The organism is Amycolatopsis sp. NBC_01307, from assembly GCF_035975215.1.
Lineage (GTDB): Bacteria > Actinomycetota > Actinomycetes > Mycobacteriales > Pseudonocardiaceae > Amycolatopsis.
Window position 1 is genome coordinate 6,684,152 of record NZ_CP108403.1, and the last position, 14,950, is coordinate 6,699,101.

17 protein-coding genes are annotated in these 14,950 nt (G+C 71.3%); 9 read left to right on the forward strand and 8 right to left on the reverse strand.

Annotated features, from left to right (window positions below; all coding sequences use genetic code 11):
- Positions 1–3: 3 nt before the first annotated feature.
- Positions 4–585, reverse strand: coding sequence for a YdeI/OmpD-associated family protein (locus OG439_RS28720; RefSeq protein ID WP_326943921.1), 582 nt, complete (start codon positions 583–585; stop codon positions 4–6).
- A gap of 85 nt (positions 586–670) precedes the next feature.
- On the opposite strand from OG439_RS28720, the gene OG439_RS28725 reads away from it, so the two are divergent.
- Complete coding sequence (locus OG439_RS28725; RefSeq protein ID WP_247056629.1) at positions 671–1,204, forward strand: GNAT family N-acetyltransferase; 534 nt, start codon at positions 671–673, stop codon at positions 1,202–1,204.
- Here the strand turns inward: OG439_RS28725 and OG439_RS28730 are convergent.
- Positions 1,194–1,661, reverse strand: coding sequence for a nitroreductase family deazaflavin-dependent oxidoreductase (locus OG439_RS28730; RefSeq protein ID WP_326951635.1), 468 nt, complete (start codon positions 1,659–1,661; stop codon positions 1,194–1,196). The two genes, OG439_RS28725 and OG439_RS28730, sit on opposite strands and share 11 nt — an antisense overlap.
- 106 nt (positions 1,662–1,767) lie before the next feature.
- Entirely contained in the window at positions 1,768–3,750 is a 1,983-nt protein-coding gene (locus tag OG439_RS28735) for a glycosyl hydrolase family 28-related protein (RefSeq protein ID WP_326943922.1), read from the reverse strand.
- A 176-nt stretch (positions 3,751–3,926) separates the two neighbouring features.
- Here OG439_RS28735 and OG439_RS28740 point away from each other — a divergent pair, with 176 nt between their 5' ends.
- The 4 genes from OG439_RS28740 to OG439_RS28755 all read left to right on the forward strand — a co-directional run bounded on the left by OG439_RS28740 (position 3,927) and on the right by OG439_RS28755 (position 6,554).
- Complete coding sequence (locus OG439_RS28740; RefSeq protein ID WP_326943923.1) at positions 3,927–4,556, forward strand: class I SAM-dependent methyltransferase; 630 nt, start codon at positions 3,927–3,929, stop codon at positions 4,554–4,556.
- Positions 4,557–4,661: 105 nt separating this feature from the next.
- Complete coding sequence (locus OG439_RS28745; protein ID WP_326943924.1) at positions 4,662–5,837, forward strand: PucR family transcriptional regulator; 1,176 nt, start codon at positions 4,662–4,664, stop codon at positions 5,835–5,837.
- A gap of 31 nt (positions 5,838–5,868) precedes the next feature.
- Complete coding sequence (locus OG439_RS28750) at positions 5,869–6,348, forward strand: DUF2975 domain-containing protein (protein ID WP_326943925.1); 480 nt, start codon at positions 5,869–5,871, stop codon at positions 6,346–6,348.
- Positions 6,348–6,554, forward strand: a complete 207-nt coding sequence (locus OG439_RS28755) for a helix-turn-helix domain-containing protein (RefSeq protein ID WP_247056639.1) — start codon at positions 6,348–6,350, stop codon at positions 6,552–6,554. Before OG439_RS28750 ends, OG439_RS28755 begins: the two co-directional genes overlap by 1 nt.
- On the opposite strand, the gene OG439_RS28760 is transcribed toward OG439_RS28755, so the two are convergent.
- A complete protein-coding gene (locus OG439_RS28760) occupies positions 6,551–7,024 on the reverse strand; it encodes a MarR family winged helix-turn-helix transcriptional regulator (RefSeq protein ID WP_247056641.1) in 474 nt (157 codons plus the stop codon). The two genes, OG439_RS28755 and OG439_RS28760, sit on opposite strands and share 4 nt — an antisense overlap.
- Before the next feature lie 62 nt (positions 7,025–7,086).
- Here OG439_RS28760 and OG439_RS28765 point away from each other — a divergent pair, with 62 nt between their 5' ends.
- Together OG439_RS28765 and OG439_RS28770 are read left to right on the forward strand one after the other, a co-directional pair.
- A complete protein-coding gene (locus OG439_RS28765) occupies positions 7,087–7,518 on the forward strand; it encodes a RidA family protein (RefSeq protein ID WP_326943926.1) in 432 nt (143 codons plus the stop codon).
- A gap of 39 nt (positions 7,519–7,557) precedes the next feature.
- A complete protein-coding gene (locus OG439_RS28770) occupies positions 7,558–8,106 on the forward strand; it encodes a hypothetical protein (protein WP_326943927.1) in 549 nt (182 codons plus the stop codon).
- Positions 8,107–8,155: 49 nt separating this feature from the next.
- Here OG439_RS28770 and OG439_RS28775 read toward each other — a convergent pair whose 3' ends face one another.
- On the reverse strand, positions 8,156–8,653 hold the full coding sequence (locus tag OG439_RS28775) for a hypothetical protein (protein WP_326943928.1): 498 nt from the start codon (positions 8,651–8,653) through the stop codon (positions 8,156–8,158).
- A 260-nt stretch (positions 8,654–8,913) separates the two neighbouring features.
- Between OG439_RS28775 and OG439_RS28780 the strand changes: the two genes are divergently transcribed.
- A complete protein-coding gene (locus tag OG439_RS28780) occupies positions 8,914–9,975 on the forward strand; it encodes a DUF3068 domain-containing protein (RefSeq protein WP_326943929.1) in 1,062 nt (353 codons plus the stop codon).
- Between the two features lies 1 nt (position 9,976).
- On the opposite strand, the gene OG439_RS28785 is transcribed toward OG439_RS28780, so the two are convergent.
- Positions 9,977–10,672, reverse strand: coding sequence for a class I SAM-dependent methyltransferase (locus OG439_RS28785; RefSeq protein ID WP_326951636.1), 696 nt, complete (start codon positions 10,670–10,672; stop codon positions 9,977–9,979).
- Between the two features lie 173 nt (positions 10,673–10,845).
- Here OG439_RS28785 and OG439_RS28790 point away from each other — a divergent pair, with 173 nt between their 5' ends.
- The gene (locus OG439_RS28790; protein WP_326951638.1) at positions 10,846–12,093 is read left to right on the forward strand and encodes a glycosyltransferase family 4 protein; all 1,248 of its coding nucleotides are present in this window, start codon (positions 10,846–10,848) and stop codon (positions 12,091–12,093) included.
- Between the two features lie 929 nt (positions 12,094–13,022).
- Here OG439_RS28790 and OG439_RS28795 read toward each other — a convergent pair.
- Positions 13,023–13,205 carry a hypothetical protein gene (locus OG439_RS28795; RefSeq protein WP_247056652.1) on the reverse strand — a complete coding sequence of 61 codons (183 nt, stop codon included), beginning with the start codon at positions 13,203–13,205 and terminating at the stop codon, positions 13,023–13,025.
- A 3-nt stretch (positions 13,206–13,208) separates the two neighbouring features.
- Positions 13,209–14,900: a hypothetical protein gene (locus OG439_RS28800; RefSeq protein ID WP_326943930.1), complete on the reverse strand. Its 1,692-nt coding sequence runs from the start codon at positions 14,898–14,900 to the stop codon at positions 13,209–13,211.
- Between the last annotated feature and the right edge of the window lie 50 nt (positions 14,901–14,950).

Here is a 14,950-nt window from a genome sequence, read left to right on the forward strand (position 1 = left end):
ACTCTAGGCGGCCTTCGGGTGCGCGGCCCGCACGTTTTCCCGGGCCAGCTCGGCGGTCGTCGTGATGCGCCGCTGCCGCGTCTCCGTGCGCTTCGCCTTCGCGATCCACTCCAGGATCAGCCGCTTCGACGACGACGGGAACGCGGCGAAGTGCCCGGCCGCGACGGCGTCGAACGCCCGCGCGAGATCCGGCGGGACGACGCCGTCCTGCGCCTCCGCCAGCGCGTCCCAGGTCCCGGTGCGGCGGGCGAGGTCGACCACCGCCTGCCCGGACGGCGTCATCAGGCCGGCCGCCGTCAGCCGGGCCACGCGGTCGCGGTTCACGCGGCTCCACGTGCTCTTCGGGTTCCGCGGCGTGAAGCAGAGGTACGTGCTCTCCGCGTCCCGCCGCAGCGCTTTGCTGTCGATCCAGCCGAAGCACAGCGCCTGCTCCATCGCCTCGTGCACCAGCACCCCCGGCGACGCGCTGTGCTTGCGCCGGATCACCAGCCACACCGATGCCGCCGTGCCGCGCGACGCGAGCCAGTCCCGCCACTGCGCGACCGACGTGACCTTCAGCACCGCGATGCCGTCCAAAGTCTCCATGCCCACATCATCAGGGGTGAAGTGTTCACCTTCTGAGCACTTTCCGGCGGGAACAACCGCGGCCCTCCCGGCGTAGCGTCTTGATATGGAGACTGCGCTGAGCACCGACCGGCTCGTGATCCGGGACTGGACGGTGGACGACGCCGAAGCCGCGTTCGAGATCTACGGCGCGGAAGACGTCACGCACTGGCTGACCCCGGCCATGGACCGCGTCAGCGACGTCGGCGCCATGCGTGCCGTGCTGAACGCGTGGCAGGAGGCGCAGCCCAACCTCTGGCCGCCGCGCGGGCGCTGGGCCGTGGAGCGCAAGGAGGACGGCGCCGTGATCGGCGGCCTCGGCATCCGGCTGCTGCCACCGTTCGAAGAGGACCTCGAGCTGAGCTGGCAGCTGAGCCCCGGCGTCTGGGGCCAGGGTTACGCGTCGGAGGCGTCACAGGCGCTCATCCAGTGGGCGTTCACGCAGGACACCGACGAGCTGTTCGCCGTCGCGCGGCCGAACAACACCCGCGCGATCGCCGTCGCCAAGCGGCTCGGCATGCAGTGGGTCGGCGAGACCGACAAGTACTACAACCTGCGGCTGCAGGTGTACCGGATCCGGCACACCGACCTCATCGACTGACCGGCTCCAGCAGGAAGACGCGGATCTCGCGGTGCTCGGCCCGCACGGCGTAGCGGTCGTACGCGGGCCAGTACTCCGCGACCGCGTCCCACATCTCCTGGCGCTCTTCCCCGATGAGCAACCGCGCGGTGACGTCGGCCGTCCGGCCGGCGATCGCGGCGGTCGCCTTCGGGTTGGCCAGCAGGTTCGCCGACCACGCCGGATGCGCTTCGCCACCCCAGTTCGAGCCGATGACGACGTACCCGCCGCCGCGCTCGACGTACAACAGCGGCACCTGACGCGGTTCGCCGCTGCGGCGCCCGAGCGTGGTGAGCAGCAGCGTCCGCAGCCCGACGGCGGTGCCGACGCCGACCCGGCCACCGCTGATCCGCAGCAGCACCCGGTCGGCCGGCATCAACGCCCGCCCGACCACCGCGAAAGCCTTGCTCTTCCCGAACCCCGCGAACACACCCCGCAACCCAGCCACCCCTCGAACCCTAGCGGCCGGGCCCTCTGCCGCGGCTGGTCGTGAGTGTTTAGGGCGGTTCTAACCGCCCTAAACACTCACGACCCCCGGGCGGCACTCACCAGGTGGACGGGGCGGGTGGCGGGACCACCGGCGGGCGGTCGTCGCAGGTGATCGTGTTCGGGAGGAGCCACGGGGCCAGCCAGCTCGAGTTGCCGCCGAGGTCGGTCAGCGAGAACTCCGAGCCCGTCGGCCGGAAGTTGAACGACCCGCAGTTGTTGACGCCGACCGCGCCGACGTTGCGGGCATCGACGTCGCGGAACGACGCCGACCCGGCCGCGCGGGCGCTCAGCACCGACGTCCCGGCGCCGTCGACGCGCAGGTCCGCGAACTTCAGGCCGTTGATCGAGTACAGGTCCTTCACCGGGAAGTCGCTGACCAGCATGATCGCGTTGTAGGTGTTGTCGAGGAAGGCGTCGCCGGTCACCTGGACGTCGGCGTCGATGTTCTTTTCCAGGGCGTAGAACCAGATCGCGCCGAGCCCGATCTTCCAGTTGAGTTCGAAGGTCCCGGCCCGGACGGTCGTGTTGTCCGTGATCCGCACGTACCCGGTGAACGCCTCGGCGCCGAAGCGCGAGCCGACCTGGATCGCGCTGCCCTCGCGGATCGGGTCGGCGATCAGGTTGCCCGCCACGGTGGTGTCGGTGCCGCCGTAGAGCGCGATCCCGTTGGCCAGCACCGGCGTCTGGACGGTGTTGTGGCTGAACGTGTTCCGCGCGTTTTCGGTCTTCTCCGACCACATCGCGAGGCCGTCGTCGCCGGTGTTGCGGACGAAGTTGTTCGACACCACCGAGTCCGTGACGCCGGTGTGGAAGTTCAGGCCGTCGGCGATCTGGTCGGCGATGACGTTGTTCGTGATCCGCGTGTTCTTCATCGGGCCGTCGAACCACAGGCCGACCTTGGTGTGGTGCAGGTAAAGGCCGTCCACAGTGGAGTCGCTGAGCGCGCCGCCGATGGCGTTGACCTGGTCGGTGTCGACGCGCTCCCGGACGTCGCCGACGATCGCGAAGCCGGAGAGGTGGACGTTGTGACTGCCGCCGGCGGACGCGTCACGACCGTAGAAGCCGACGCCGGTGTGCACCGAGCCGTCCGGCGCGGGGGTGTCGAGCTTGACCTCGTGCCCCTTGACGATCGTGTACCAGTTGCCGGCGCCCTCGATCGTGACGTCGTCGACGATGATGTGCCGGTTGACCTGGTAGGTGCCAGGCGGCAGGTAGACCTTGAGGTGCGCCCGGCGGGCGAAGGCGATCGCGCGGTCGAGGGCGTCGGCGGAGTCGCGCCTGCCGGTCGGGTCGGCGCCGAAGAACAGGACGTTCGCGGCGACGAGGTCGACGCGCGGCGGCGCGACGACCTCGGAGTCGAGCAGGTCGACGACCGTCCACGCGGCGGGCGTCCCGGCCGGGACGGTGAGCCGGACCTTGTCCCCGGCCCGGTAGGTCTTGCCGAGCAGCAGGCGCTGTTCGTCGTAGAAGTGGTTGGGACGGAAGGGTTTCGCGACGACCGGCGGCGGGGTGGTCGCGGCGGGGACGCACGAGCACTCGGTGATCCACCAGTCCGGGTGCAGCAGGTCCGCGTCCGGGTCGTTCGTGAACGGGTACTGGTTGTACAGCCACGCGTACTGCGAGGTCAGCGTCATCGCCTGCCGGTGGCCGCCGTCGACGGTGACGTCCAGCGGCGCGGTGATCCCGCCGCCGTGCGGCGCGTCCGGGATGCTGTAGCGGACGGTGATGGCGTTGGCCGCGGCGGGCAGCGTGAACTCGACGTGCTGCCCCGCCGCGAGTTTCACGGCGCGACGGCCGGACGCCTCGGCGGGCAGCGTGTACGCCGAGCGGTCCGGGCCGATCACGGTGCCGTCGGTGCGGGCGTTCTCCGCCTCCTGCTCGGCGAAGCCGACCGAGGCGCCGCGCCCGGCGACCAGCGCGGGGTCGAGCGCGGCGCGCGTCACCACGGGCCGGGCGGCGGCGGCCGACGCGGGGACGGCGACGGAGACAAGAGCGGTGACGACCGCGACGAACGCGGCTCCGAGGGTGCTTCGCGACATCGCGGGACTCGTTTCTCTCGGGCGTGCGGCGGAAGAGTAGGTCGCACTTCGACCAGGCCACAAGACGTTGCCCCGATTTTGCCCGAACTTACTCCGAACTTGCGTTGTGCGGTCGCAGACTTGCGCAATCGGACGTTCACTCCCGCGCGGGCGTGGGTTTCTGGCACGGTCGGGGCATGACTCGTCCCGAATCCGCCGCCGAGGTCTTCGACGCGCTCGGCAAGGACTACGAAGCCGCCTTCCGCACCGCGATCGCCCAGCGGGACGCGATCACGGCGTTGATCGAATCGCTGCCCCCGCGGGCGAAGGTGCTCGACCTGGGCTCGGGCACCGGGCGCCCGGTCGCCGAACTGCTGGCCGCGGCGGGCCACGACGTCACCGGGTACGACATCGCGCCGAAGATGGTCGAGATCGCGCGGGCGCAGGTGCCCGCCGCCCGGTTCGACCTCGGCGACCTGCGCGAACTGACCTTCGAGGACGGCACCTGGGACGCGGTCACGACGTTCTTCTCGCTGCTGCAGCTCACGCGCGCGGAGCAGGAGACCGTGATCGGCCGGCTGGCGGCCTGGGTGAAACCGGGCGGTCTGGTCCTGCTGGCCACCGTGCCGGCGGATGTCGACGGGCTCGACATCGTCTTCATGGGACACCCCGTGCGCGCGAGCAGTTTCACCGCCGAAGCGCTGGCCGGGCTGCTGCGCGCGGCCGGGCTCGAGATCATCCGCGAGGAGCGAGCGGAGTTCGTCCCGGACCACCCCGGTGCCGCGCCCGAGCCGCACGTCTACCTGACCGCGCGCCGGGTTTCGTGAGTCAGTCGTGGCGTCAACCCCTCACCGGGAAGATCACCCAGCGGATATGAATTTTACTCAACTTCATGCGTATCCCGGGCGCCGGAACCCGAGCTAAAGTGAGGGATGGGCATCGAAGCTCTGGCCAGGCCGGTACCTCGCGAACACCGTGAGCTGGTGCGCGAAATGCTGGGCCGGCTGCCGGAGTTCGCCGATCGCCTCGCCCGGCTGCTCAGCGACGAGGACGAGTTCTACCGCCAGGTCGACCACGTCGCGCCGGCCGAGCTGCGCAAGGTCTGCCACGCCAACCTCGAACGCGCGCTCACGGCGCTGGCCGACGGCCACGGCCTCGCCCTCGACGCGGCCCGCAAGACCGGGCTCGTCCAAGCGCGGCAGGGCATTCCGCTGCCGGCGGTGCTGCGCGCGTTCCGGATCGGCGGCACGTTCGTCTACGAGGCCCTGCTGGAGCTGGCCGGGCCCGAGTTCCTCAGCTCCACCCGCACGATCGAGATCAACTCCTACGTCTGGAAGGCGATCGACCTCTACTCGGACGCGCTGACCACGGCGTACGACGAGGTCGCGGCCGAGCCGTCGAACGCGAACGTCCAGCGGCTGGACGACCTGCTGCGCGGCCGGCTGGCCGGTCAGTCCGAAATGGAGTCCGCGGCCCGCGAGCTGGGGCTGCCGACCGCGGGCATGTTCGTCGCGGTCGTCACCGAACGCGTCGAACCGGACGGGCAGGACACCGTCGAGGCCTTGATGCGGGCGCGGCGCTGGCGGTCGGCCTGGCGGCCCGGCGGCGAGGCGGGCCTGGTCGCGATCGACCGGATCGAAGACGTCCGACGGCTGCGGGAAGTGCTGGGTTCACTGCCGGTCGCGGCCGGGCTGAGCCGGCCGTTCACCGGGTTCCCGGACGTCCCGGACGCGCTGCACCGGGCCCGGATCGCGCGACGCTCACTGCCGTCGGCGACCGCGGGCGTGGTGGTGTTCGGCGACTCGCCGGTGACCACGCTGGTCGCGGCCGCGCCGGGGATGGCCCGCGACGTCGTGCGGTCCGCGTTGTCGGGGGTGCTCACGCTGCCGGGTGCCGAGCGCAAGGTCCTGCTCGACACGCTGCTCGCGTGGTTCGGCGGCCACGGGTCGGCGAAGGAGGCGGCGGACCAGTTGTTCGTGCACCCCAACACCGTCCGCTACCGCCTGCGGCGCGTGCAGGAGCTGACCAAGCGCGACCTGACCGATCCGGTGGACATCGGCGAGCTGTACGTCGCCCTCGAATCGGTACGGCTGGATCCCGTCGATTGACTTTCGATAGATATCCAGCGATAGTCGTCACATGTTCGCAGAGAAGTGGGCAGTACCCGCGCTCCGGGTCTTCCTCGTCGTGCTGTTCGCCGTCCTGGTCGTCTTCCAGACGCTCTCGCTGCCCGGCGGGATCGCGTACACGACGTCGCAGAACCCGCACGACGCGAGCCTGCGGTGGCCGCTGACCGCGATCGCGGTGTTCCTGGTGCTGTGCGTCGAGGTGGTCCTCGTCGCGACGTGGAAGCTGCTGACCCTGGTCAAGAAGGACCGGATCTTCACCAGCGGTGCCCTGAAGTGGGTCGACGCGATCGTCTGGGCCGTGGTCGCCGCGTGGGTGGTCTTCGCCGGCATGCTCATCTTCGTCGGCTTCAACGCGGACGACCCGGGGATGCCGATGGTGTTGTTCCTGGCCACCGTCGGGATCACCGTGATCGGCCTGCTGATGGTGGTCATGCGCGCCCTGCTGCGCCAGGCCACTACGCTGCGTACCGACATGGAAGCGGTCATCTGATGGCGATCGTCGTGCGCATCGACGTCGAGCTCGCCAAGCGCAAGCTGAGCGTCGGCGAGTTCGCGGAGAAGGTCGGGCTGACGCCGGCCAACGTCGCCGTCCTGAAGAACGGCCGCGCGAAAGCCGTGCGCTTCAGCACGTTGGAAGCCATGTGCCGGGTCCTCGAGTGCCAGCCCGGCGACCTGCTGGAGTGGGTCGACGACTAGGCGAGGTCGACGGGCCGCACCCGCAGCTTTTCGGCGATCCGGGCCAGTGCCTGCTGGTCGGCCGCGGTGAGCGGGTCGAGCACGAGCTGCCGCACGGCCCGCACGTGCGCCGGCGCCGCGGCGACGACCACGGCGTAACCCGCGTCGGTCAGGGCGGCCAGCGTGTAGCGGCCGTCTTCTGGATCGGGTGAGCGTTCGACCCAGCCCCGCTGCTCGAACCGCTTGACCACGTTGGACAGTCGCGAGAGCGAACCGTTGGCCAGGTAGGCGAGTTCGCTCATCCGCAGCCGGCGGTCCGGCGCCTCCGACATCTGGCTGAGCGCCAGGTACTCGAAGAGCGTCACGCCGGCTTCCTGCTGCAACGGCGCTTCCAGCTTGCCCGGCAGCAGCAGGACGAGCGAGGCCAGCCCGGTCCAGGCGTCCTTTTCGGACGGCGTCAGCCAGCGCGGCTCGTCGTCATCGGGTGCCATGGGGGAACTCTACCCAGCTCGGCATGACTTCACGCTTGAAGTCTGATACGTTGACTTCAAGCGTGAAGTCAACCGAAGGGAACGTCATGCCCGAGTTCTTCGTCACCCCCGGCTACGGCCCCAAGCACCTGGCCGCCCTGCACTACACGCAGGCGGTCCGGATCGGCGACCGCGTCGAGATCTCGGGCCAGGGCGGCTGGGACGACGACACCGTCTTCCCCGAGTCCCTGGAAGAGGAGATCGTCCAGGCCTTCGAGAACGTCGAGCGCACGCTCGCCACCGCGGGCGCGAACTGGACCGACGTGGTCGCCGTGGACTCGTTCCACATCCCCACGGCACCCGACACCATCGGCGACGACCACACGCGCGTCATGGTCGAGCAGTTCCGCAAGCGTATGGGCGACCGGGCCCCGATCTGGACCCAGCTCGGCGTCGCGGCTTTGGGTGCGCCGGGGATGCGGGTGGAGATCCGGGCCACGGCCATCGTGAGCTGAGCCTCCGGATTTGTCGGTGGTGTCTGTGACGATGGCGGCATGACGGAAACACCCGCCGCGGCGGAACCGGACCGCCGGTTCCGGCTGGAGACCCTCCGCGACATCGTCCAGGCCGAACTGGCCGCCGCCGGGTTGCCGGTGGCGCCGGGAGAACACCCGACCGGCACCGCCGGTGCGGTCGTGTACGTCGACGTGCCGGACCTGCGCGGAGTGGCGGTCGACTGGTACGAGCACGCGATCCTGCTCGACGCGGCGCAGGAAGCCTGGGGCGACGACCCGCACCGCGAGGGCGCGGAGTGCGCGGCGTTCGGGCGGTTGACGTCCGCGATCGGGGCAGCGATGGCCGAGGCGATGCGGACGATCCTGACGGCCGCCGGCCTGGAGGTCGCCGACGCCGGCAACGACTACATGCCCGGCCAGTTCCTGGTGACCCGCGTGGTGACCCCGTCGGCGTGGCGGGCGCGGCGGGACGACCGGTTCACGCGGCGCCACGAATCGATGCTGGCGGCGTGGAACACCCGGCTCGCGGCCGAATGCCCGAACCCGGACTGCGAGGTCCACCGGAAGGGAGCGGCCGCGAATTCCTGACACGGCGTGCGGCAGCGCCGCGGCTCGGCGGTAGCCGTTCGGCCCCGGGCTAAGCCGCGTCCAGCTCCACCAGCCTCGCCAGTTCCAGCAGGGTGCCCTCGAAGCCGGGGCCGGCGGTGAGCTCCACCGTGAGCGGGCCCCCGCGCCGGGCCGTGCCCACGGGGAGCGTCACCGCCGGCTCCGTCCACTGGGGACGGTCCACGGCGGCCGAGACGACCACGTCCGCTCTCGGCGCCGGGCGGCGGCGGCCGCCCGCGTCCAGGTCGAGTACCACGTTGCCGTGCAACGAAAGCAGGGCCGCCACGTCGGCGACGGCGTCGCGCAGCTCGCGGTCGGCTATCGAGTCGGAATGGGCGCCGATCGCCGGACGGGGCGGCTCGGCGTCGCGGGTCAGGCGGGGGACGAACCGCGCCAGGTCGCCGCGATCGCAGACGAGCGTGCGGATGCCCGGGATGCCCGCCGACGGATCACTGAGGCTGACACCGACGCTCGCGGCCGCCGCCACGATCCGGGCGCGCCAGCGAGCGGTGGCCGCGATGGCGACCATCGGAGGATCCTGCGACAAAGTGGGGATTCTCCCTTGCGGTACTGCGCGGCGGAGTGAGGATCGTCCGATGGTGGGCCCACGCCCGTTGTGCCCGGGAACAAACATGTTTGGTCGCTTGGTGCGAATGGCGGCGCACATGCGACCTTCCGGTCGTACCGGGTGTCTGTGACCGCCGGTCACACTTTGACGCCCGGCGTGGCGCGGGCCACTATCCGGGCACTGATTACCGCCCGGTAATTTGCGTGACACCAGGAGGACCGTTGCGACGTGCTTTCGGCCTGATCTTGCTGGCACTGGGCGTATTCGCGGTCGCGGGTGCCGTGCTCCTGCCGACCTACGTCTACCCCAAGCTCGCCAAGGTGCCGCTCGACCAGGATTCGACGTCGCTGCTCGAAGGCACCGCGAGCCAGGTGCTCGCCGTGACGGACAACGGTTCCGGCCCGGTCTCGGCGATCCGCAAGGACGCCAAGCTGACCGCGACGGCCCACGTGCAGGCGAACTTCGCGGCGCCGGAGATGCACCAGGACACCGACTACGCGGTCTGGCTCCTGGCCGTGCAGGTCACCGACGACGCCGACAACACCGTGCTCAGCGCGAGCAAGCGGCAGGTCTGCTTCGACCGGCGCACCGGCGAGGGCTACGAGCCGCGCGGCGAGTCCGACCCGCAGTGCGACGCCAAGAGCAGCTTCGTCACCGAGCTGAAGGACAAGGCGGACAAGGACGGCCAGAAGCCGCCGGAGACGAACGACTACAAGGCGCAGCCCGGGCTGCAGTTCAAGTTCCCGTTCGGCACCGAGCAGCAGGACTACAAGGTCTACGACGACAACACCGGCGCGGCCGTCACCGCCAAGTACTCCGGGACCGAGACCGTCGACGGGATCGAGACCTACAAGTTCGTCCAGGACATCCCCGACACCAAGACCGCCACGAAGGACGTGCCGGGCTCCCTCGTCGGCTCCGCGGACCCGACCGTCAAGGCCGACCTCTACTACCGCGGCGTCAACACGATGTGGGTGGAGCCGGTCACCGGGATCGAGGTCAAGCAGCAGCAACAGCAGCACCAGGAGTTGCGCACCCTCACCAGCTCGGCCGTGGTGTTCGACGGGACGCTCGCCTTCACCGCGGAGACCGTCGCGAAGATGGCCGACCAGGTGAACGCGAACAAGGGCCGCTTGGAGTTCCTCTCCAGCACCGGTCCCCTGTGGCTCGGGATCGGGGGCGGCGTGCTGATCATCGTGGCGATCGTGCTCCTGGTCCGGCGGCCGCGCCCCGAGACCCCGCCGCAGCCGCGGCGGAAAGTGCTCTACACGGCGAACACCTGAGTCAGCGCCGCCGCAACACCAGGACCAGATTCCAGGACGCGATTTCCCGCAGGGCCGGGACCCGCACGATCCACATCGCCCAGCTCGGGTGATAACGCGGGTACCCGGCCACCAGATCGGCCAGCGGCGTCGCCTTCGCCCAGCGGAGCGCGGCGCCGACCGACACCGGGAAAAGGCTTTCGCCGAATTTGTTCTTCGGCTGCTTCCCGAGCTTCCGGAAATACCGCTGACGCGCGTAGTAACCGCCGAGGAAATGCCACGGCGCGGTCTCGTGCCCGCCCCAGGGTGAATACCACGGCGTGAACGACGCGAAGACGGTGCCGCCGGGCTTGGTCACCCGGCACATCTCGTCGAGCATCACCCACGGCTTCGCGACGTGCTCCAGCACGTTCGACGAGTAGCAGACGTCCACGGATCCGCTGCGCACGGGCAGTTCCGTGCCGCTCGCGCGGATCATGTTCTCCCCCGGCTCACCGCGCGCGGACAGCTCGCCGACGTCCGGGTCGACCCCGAGATACGTCGCGCCGGCCGCGCGGAAGGCGTCCGAGAAATACCCCGGGCCGCCCCCGACGTCGAGCACCGTGCGCCCGGACAGCGGAGCGTGCGCCGCCAATTGCCGCACGGAGTCTGCGGCGAGCGCCGAGTAGAAGCCGTCCGGGTCGGTCTGTTCGGTGAGAAAAGTGCGGAAGAGCGTCACGGAACGGTGGAGCGTCGCGCGGTGCGGCGCGGTGTTCGGGGCGACGACCGGATTTACTGCCATTGAACCATCGCTTTCCGAAATACGTTCCTCTACTGTGTACGCATACTGTGTACGCACCGGTAACCTAGCATCGTCGCTACAGTTTGGATAACCCGATGGACCGTCCTCGTGTGCTCCTGGTCAACTGGCGCGACACCGGCCACCCCGAGGGCGGCGGGTCCGAGCGGTACGTCGAGCGGATGGCCGAAGGGCTCGCGAAAGCGGGCTACCGGGTCGAGATCCAGTGCGCGGCCTACCCCGGCGCGACCGCGGGCGAATGGCGAGACGGCGTCCGCTACCGGCGCCGCGGCAACAAGTTCGGCGTCTACGCGCACGCGCTGCGGGCGATCCGGCGGGCCCGCGCCGACCTGGTGGTGGACGTCCAGAACGGGATGCCGTTCTTCGCCCGGCTGGTCGCCGGCTGTCCGGTGCTGGTGCTCGTGCACCACGTCCACAAGGAACAGTGGATCAGCGCGCTGGGCGAGACGCTGGGCCGGATCGGCTGGTGGATCGAGTCGCGGCTGGCGCCGTGGCTGTTCCGCGAGTGCGCCTACGTCACGGTTTCCGAGGTCACCAAGGCCGAGCTCGCCGGGCTGGGCGTCGACCGCGACCGCGTCACCGTGGTCGCCAACGGCCTCGACGCGCCCCCGCCGGTGGCGGCCGGACGCGACAGTTCGCCCACGCTGGTCGCGGTGAGCCGGCTGGTGCCGCACAAGCGGATCGAGCACGCCATCGACGTCGTCGCGCGGCTCGCGCGGCGCTGGCCGCAGCTGCGGCTCGAGGTCGTCGGCCAGGGGCCGTGGGACGAGGTGCTGCGGGCGCACGCGGCCGAGCGCGGCGTCGCGGACCGCGTCACCCTGCACGGCTGGGTCGACGAGCAGGCCAAGCACGAGATCCTGGCGCGCTCGTGGCTGCACCTGTGCCCGTCGGTCAAGGAGGGCTGGGGCATCGTCATCATGGAGGCGGCCGCGCACGGCGTGCCCTCGGTCGCCTACCGCGCGGCGGGCGGCGTCGCCGAGTCCATCGTGGACGGCCGGACCGGGCTGCTCGCCGACGACTTCGACGACTTCACCGCCCGCGTCGACGGCCTGCTCGCGGACGGCCTGCGCCGCGCGGAGATGGGCCTGGCCGGCGCCGAGCGGGCCGGGAAGTACAGCTGGGACCAGAGTGTCGGCGAGTTCGCCTCACTCGTGCGGGACGTCGCCGGCCGGCCCGCGCCGCGGCCCCGCGTCCTGAGTTCAGCCGGCCTGTTCCCGCACCGCGTCGCGGAACCGGTCCACCAGCCGGCCGGCGGCCGCCGCGCCGAAGTCCTTGCGGCGGGCGCGCACGGTCACCGTGGTGGTGTCCCCCGTGGTCGCCGCGCCGAACGCCACGCCTGAGCGGCCGCTCGCGGCCGGGTAGAACGCGATCGAGCGGACGGTGTCCCCGGTGGACACCACGCCGAGGTTCGACACCAGGAACGTCGAGCCGAGCCTGCTCGCCAGCGCCCGGGTGCCCAGCCGGGCGATCCGGCTGCTGCGCGCGGGGAAATCGGGCTCGGGCGGCTGCGCGCGCAGGACGTCCGCGACGGCGCCGGAGTCCGGGTCGGCCGGCAGCCGCAACCGGAAGAACGCGCTGTCGTGCACGGGTTCCGGCGCGGCGCCGGAGCGCCACGACGCACCCAGCGCGGCGACGACGCGGACCGTGCGGGCGCCGTGCGCGTGGTTCCAGCGTCCGGTCGCGCGGGTGGCGGCCGCGACGAACCCCGCGGCGCCCAGCCGCAGCCGGGGCACGCGGCGGGCTTCGAAGACGTCTCCCGCGCTCTCGCCGTCCCGGTCGGGCACGATCCGGCCGGGTGGCGCGAAAAGCGCCTCAGCGAGCCGCTGGACGGCCGAGACGAGGAAGGGCTTCCCGCCGTCGGTGCGCGCCCCGATGCCGCGCGCCGCCGAGGAAACCGGGACGTCGAGGAGGAAGCCGAGCAGGGCGAGCAGGCCGAGGCCGTCGAGCGCGCCGTGGTGGCCGGCGACGAGCAACGCCGGTTCGTCCGTGCTGACGGCGACGCGCACCAGGGGCGCGCCGCGCTCGTAGGGCTCGGCCGCGAACCGGGCGCGGACCCGGGAAATCCCGGCCGCGGTGGTCTGTTCGACCGCCGGCGCGGCGCCGAGGAGCGGGTACTGCGGGAGGACGGCCGCCAGCCGCGCGCGGAGTTTCTCCGGGTCCGGGGCCGAAAAGAGGTCCGCTTCCAGGAGGATGCTCCAGGAAACGGTGGGGTCGCCGTAGAGCCCGACCACGCGGTGCGCGTGGTCGGTGGCGGACTGCGTCATGCGCGTCAGCGGTTCCCGTACAGCTTGGCCGGGTGGTCCGCGGGGTTGTACTTCACCTGCGCGTTGAGCTGGTCCTGCACCTGGGCGGTGCTGTCCGGGTCGGCGCTCTGGATGAGGGCGAAGCCCGCGCCGGTCGCCAGACCGCCACCGATGATGACGGCGGCTACCACCCCGATGAGCGTGCCCACGTGTCACTCCTTCTTCCGCGGCGGGAAAGTCCTGCCGCGGCTCAATGTACGCATCGGTAACATGCGGCACAACAGTGCGACGCAGAGCAACGTGAGCGCTACTCCGTCCGCGAGCAAAGCCGGGCCCCACGCAACGGCTTTCACGGGTGCCTCACCCGGGGTCCGGTACAGCGTCAGCCATTCCCCCGACCACACCGGCGTCGCGCCGGCGAGCAGCCGCGGGTCGACGTCGCCCGGGGTCCCGTGTTCGACGAGGATCCAGCCGACCCCGGCCGCGGTGAGCTCCTCGGCGGACGTCGCGGCGCGCACGTCGCCGATCCGCGGGTCCTCACCGGCGATCCGGTCGGCCCCGACCTGCAGGGTGTCGTCCATCAGCACCGGTTTCGGGAGCACGCGCGGCGCCGGGTCGAGCTGCGTGCGGCCGCCGTTCCACGCGAAGCCGCGGAACGTCGAGAGAGGCAACGCCAGCACGTCGCCGGGATGGTCGGCGCCACCGAGCACTTCGGACACCGCGCGCCAGTCGTCCGGGTACTGCGCGGTGCCGAGCCGCCCCCAGCCACCCCACGCCAGGTCCGGCATGGTGAGGATCGGGAAGAGCGCCGCGGCCGCGACGAGCCCGGTGCGTCCCTGTCTCGTCCGCAGTTTCGCCGCCGCGGCTTCGATCGCGAGCGCGAACCCGATCGCGAGCGGCAACGCCCACCAGGCCACCCACTTCTGGGCGTCACGCAGCAGACCGGCGCCGGGGAGCCGCCGCGTCGCGAAGTCCAGCACGGCCTCACCGAACGGCAGCGTGGCGAGCGAAGCCAGCAGCACGCCCGCGACGCCGAGGAGGAAGAGCGCGCGGACCGGCGGGGTGCCCCAGCGCGCGGCGAGCGGTTTCAGCCCGGCCAGTGCGATCGCGACCGTGATGAGCACGAGCACGGGGATCAGCGGCATCGCGCGGCTGCCGGGCACCGTCTCGGCGTTCCAGATCCCGCCGAGGCCGAGGACGCTGAGCAGCGCCGGGCCCCAGCTTTCGGCGCGGGCGCTGAACGCCGTGACGCCGGCCGGGTCGGAGTACGTGCCGCCGGCGTCGAGGAACGTCGGCACCAGCCAGGGCAGGTTGAGCAGCACGGCGATGCCGAGCGTCGCCGGGATCCGGCGCGAGCCGGCGGCCACGATGGCGACGGCGGCGGCGAGCACCCCGCCCGGCGGCGTCAGCACGGCGGGCGCGCAGGTGAGCACGAGGCGCCACAGGGATTTCGGTTCGTGGTCGCGGGCGGCGAGGCCGGCGCGGACGATCCACGGCAGGCACGCGTACGCCACAAGCAGCGGCCAATGCCCGATGAACAGCCGTTCCGCGAGATACGGCGTCCAGGCGTACGCGGTCGCGGCGACCAGCCGGGTGCCGGTGTGCTCGGTCGGGACGAGCTTGCCCGCGCCGTACGCGGCGAAGAAGATCGCCAGCAGCAGCACGAGTTTCTGGACGACGTCGCCGGGCAGCACGGTGGTGACGAGCGCGACGGCGGCGTCGGCGGGCACCGACCGCGGCAGCGTCGCGCCGATCCCGAAGGCGTCCGGCACGAAGTACTGCCGCGGCGCGAACACCATGTCGTAGCTCAGGACGAACCCGCGGCCGAGCAGGGGCGCGCAGACGGCGAACGCGAGCACGGCGGAGACGGCGGGAAGGGCCAGCCGCCTGCCCGGTGCGTCCACGGCCCTTCCTTTCCGTCTTCCGCGCGGTTATCGTCGCTGCTCATTACTCG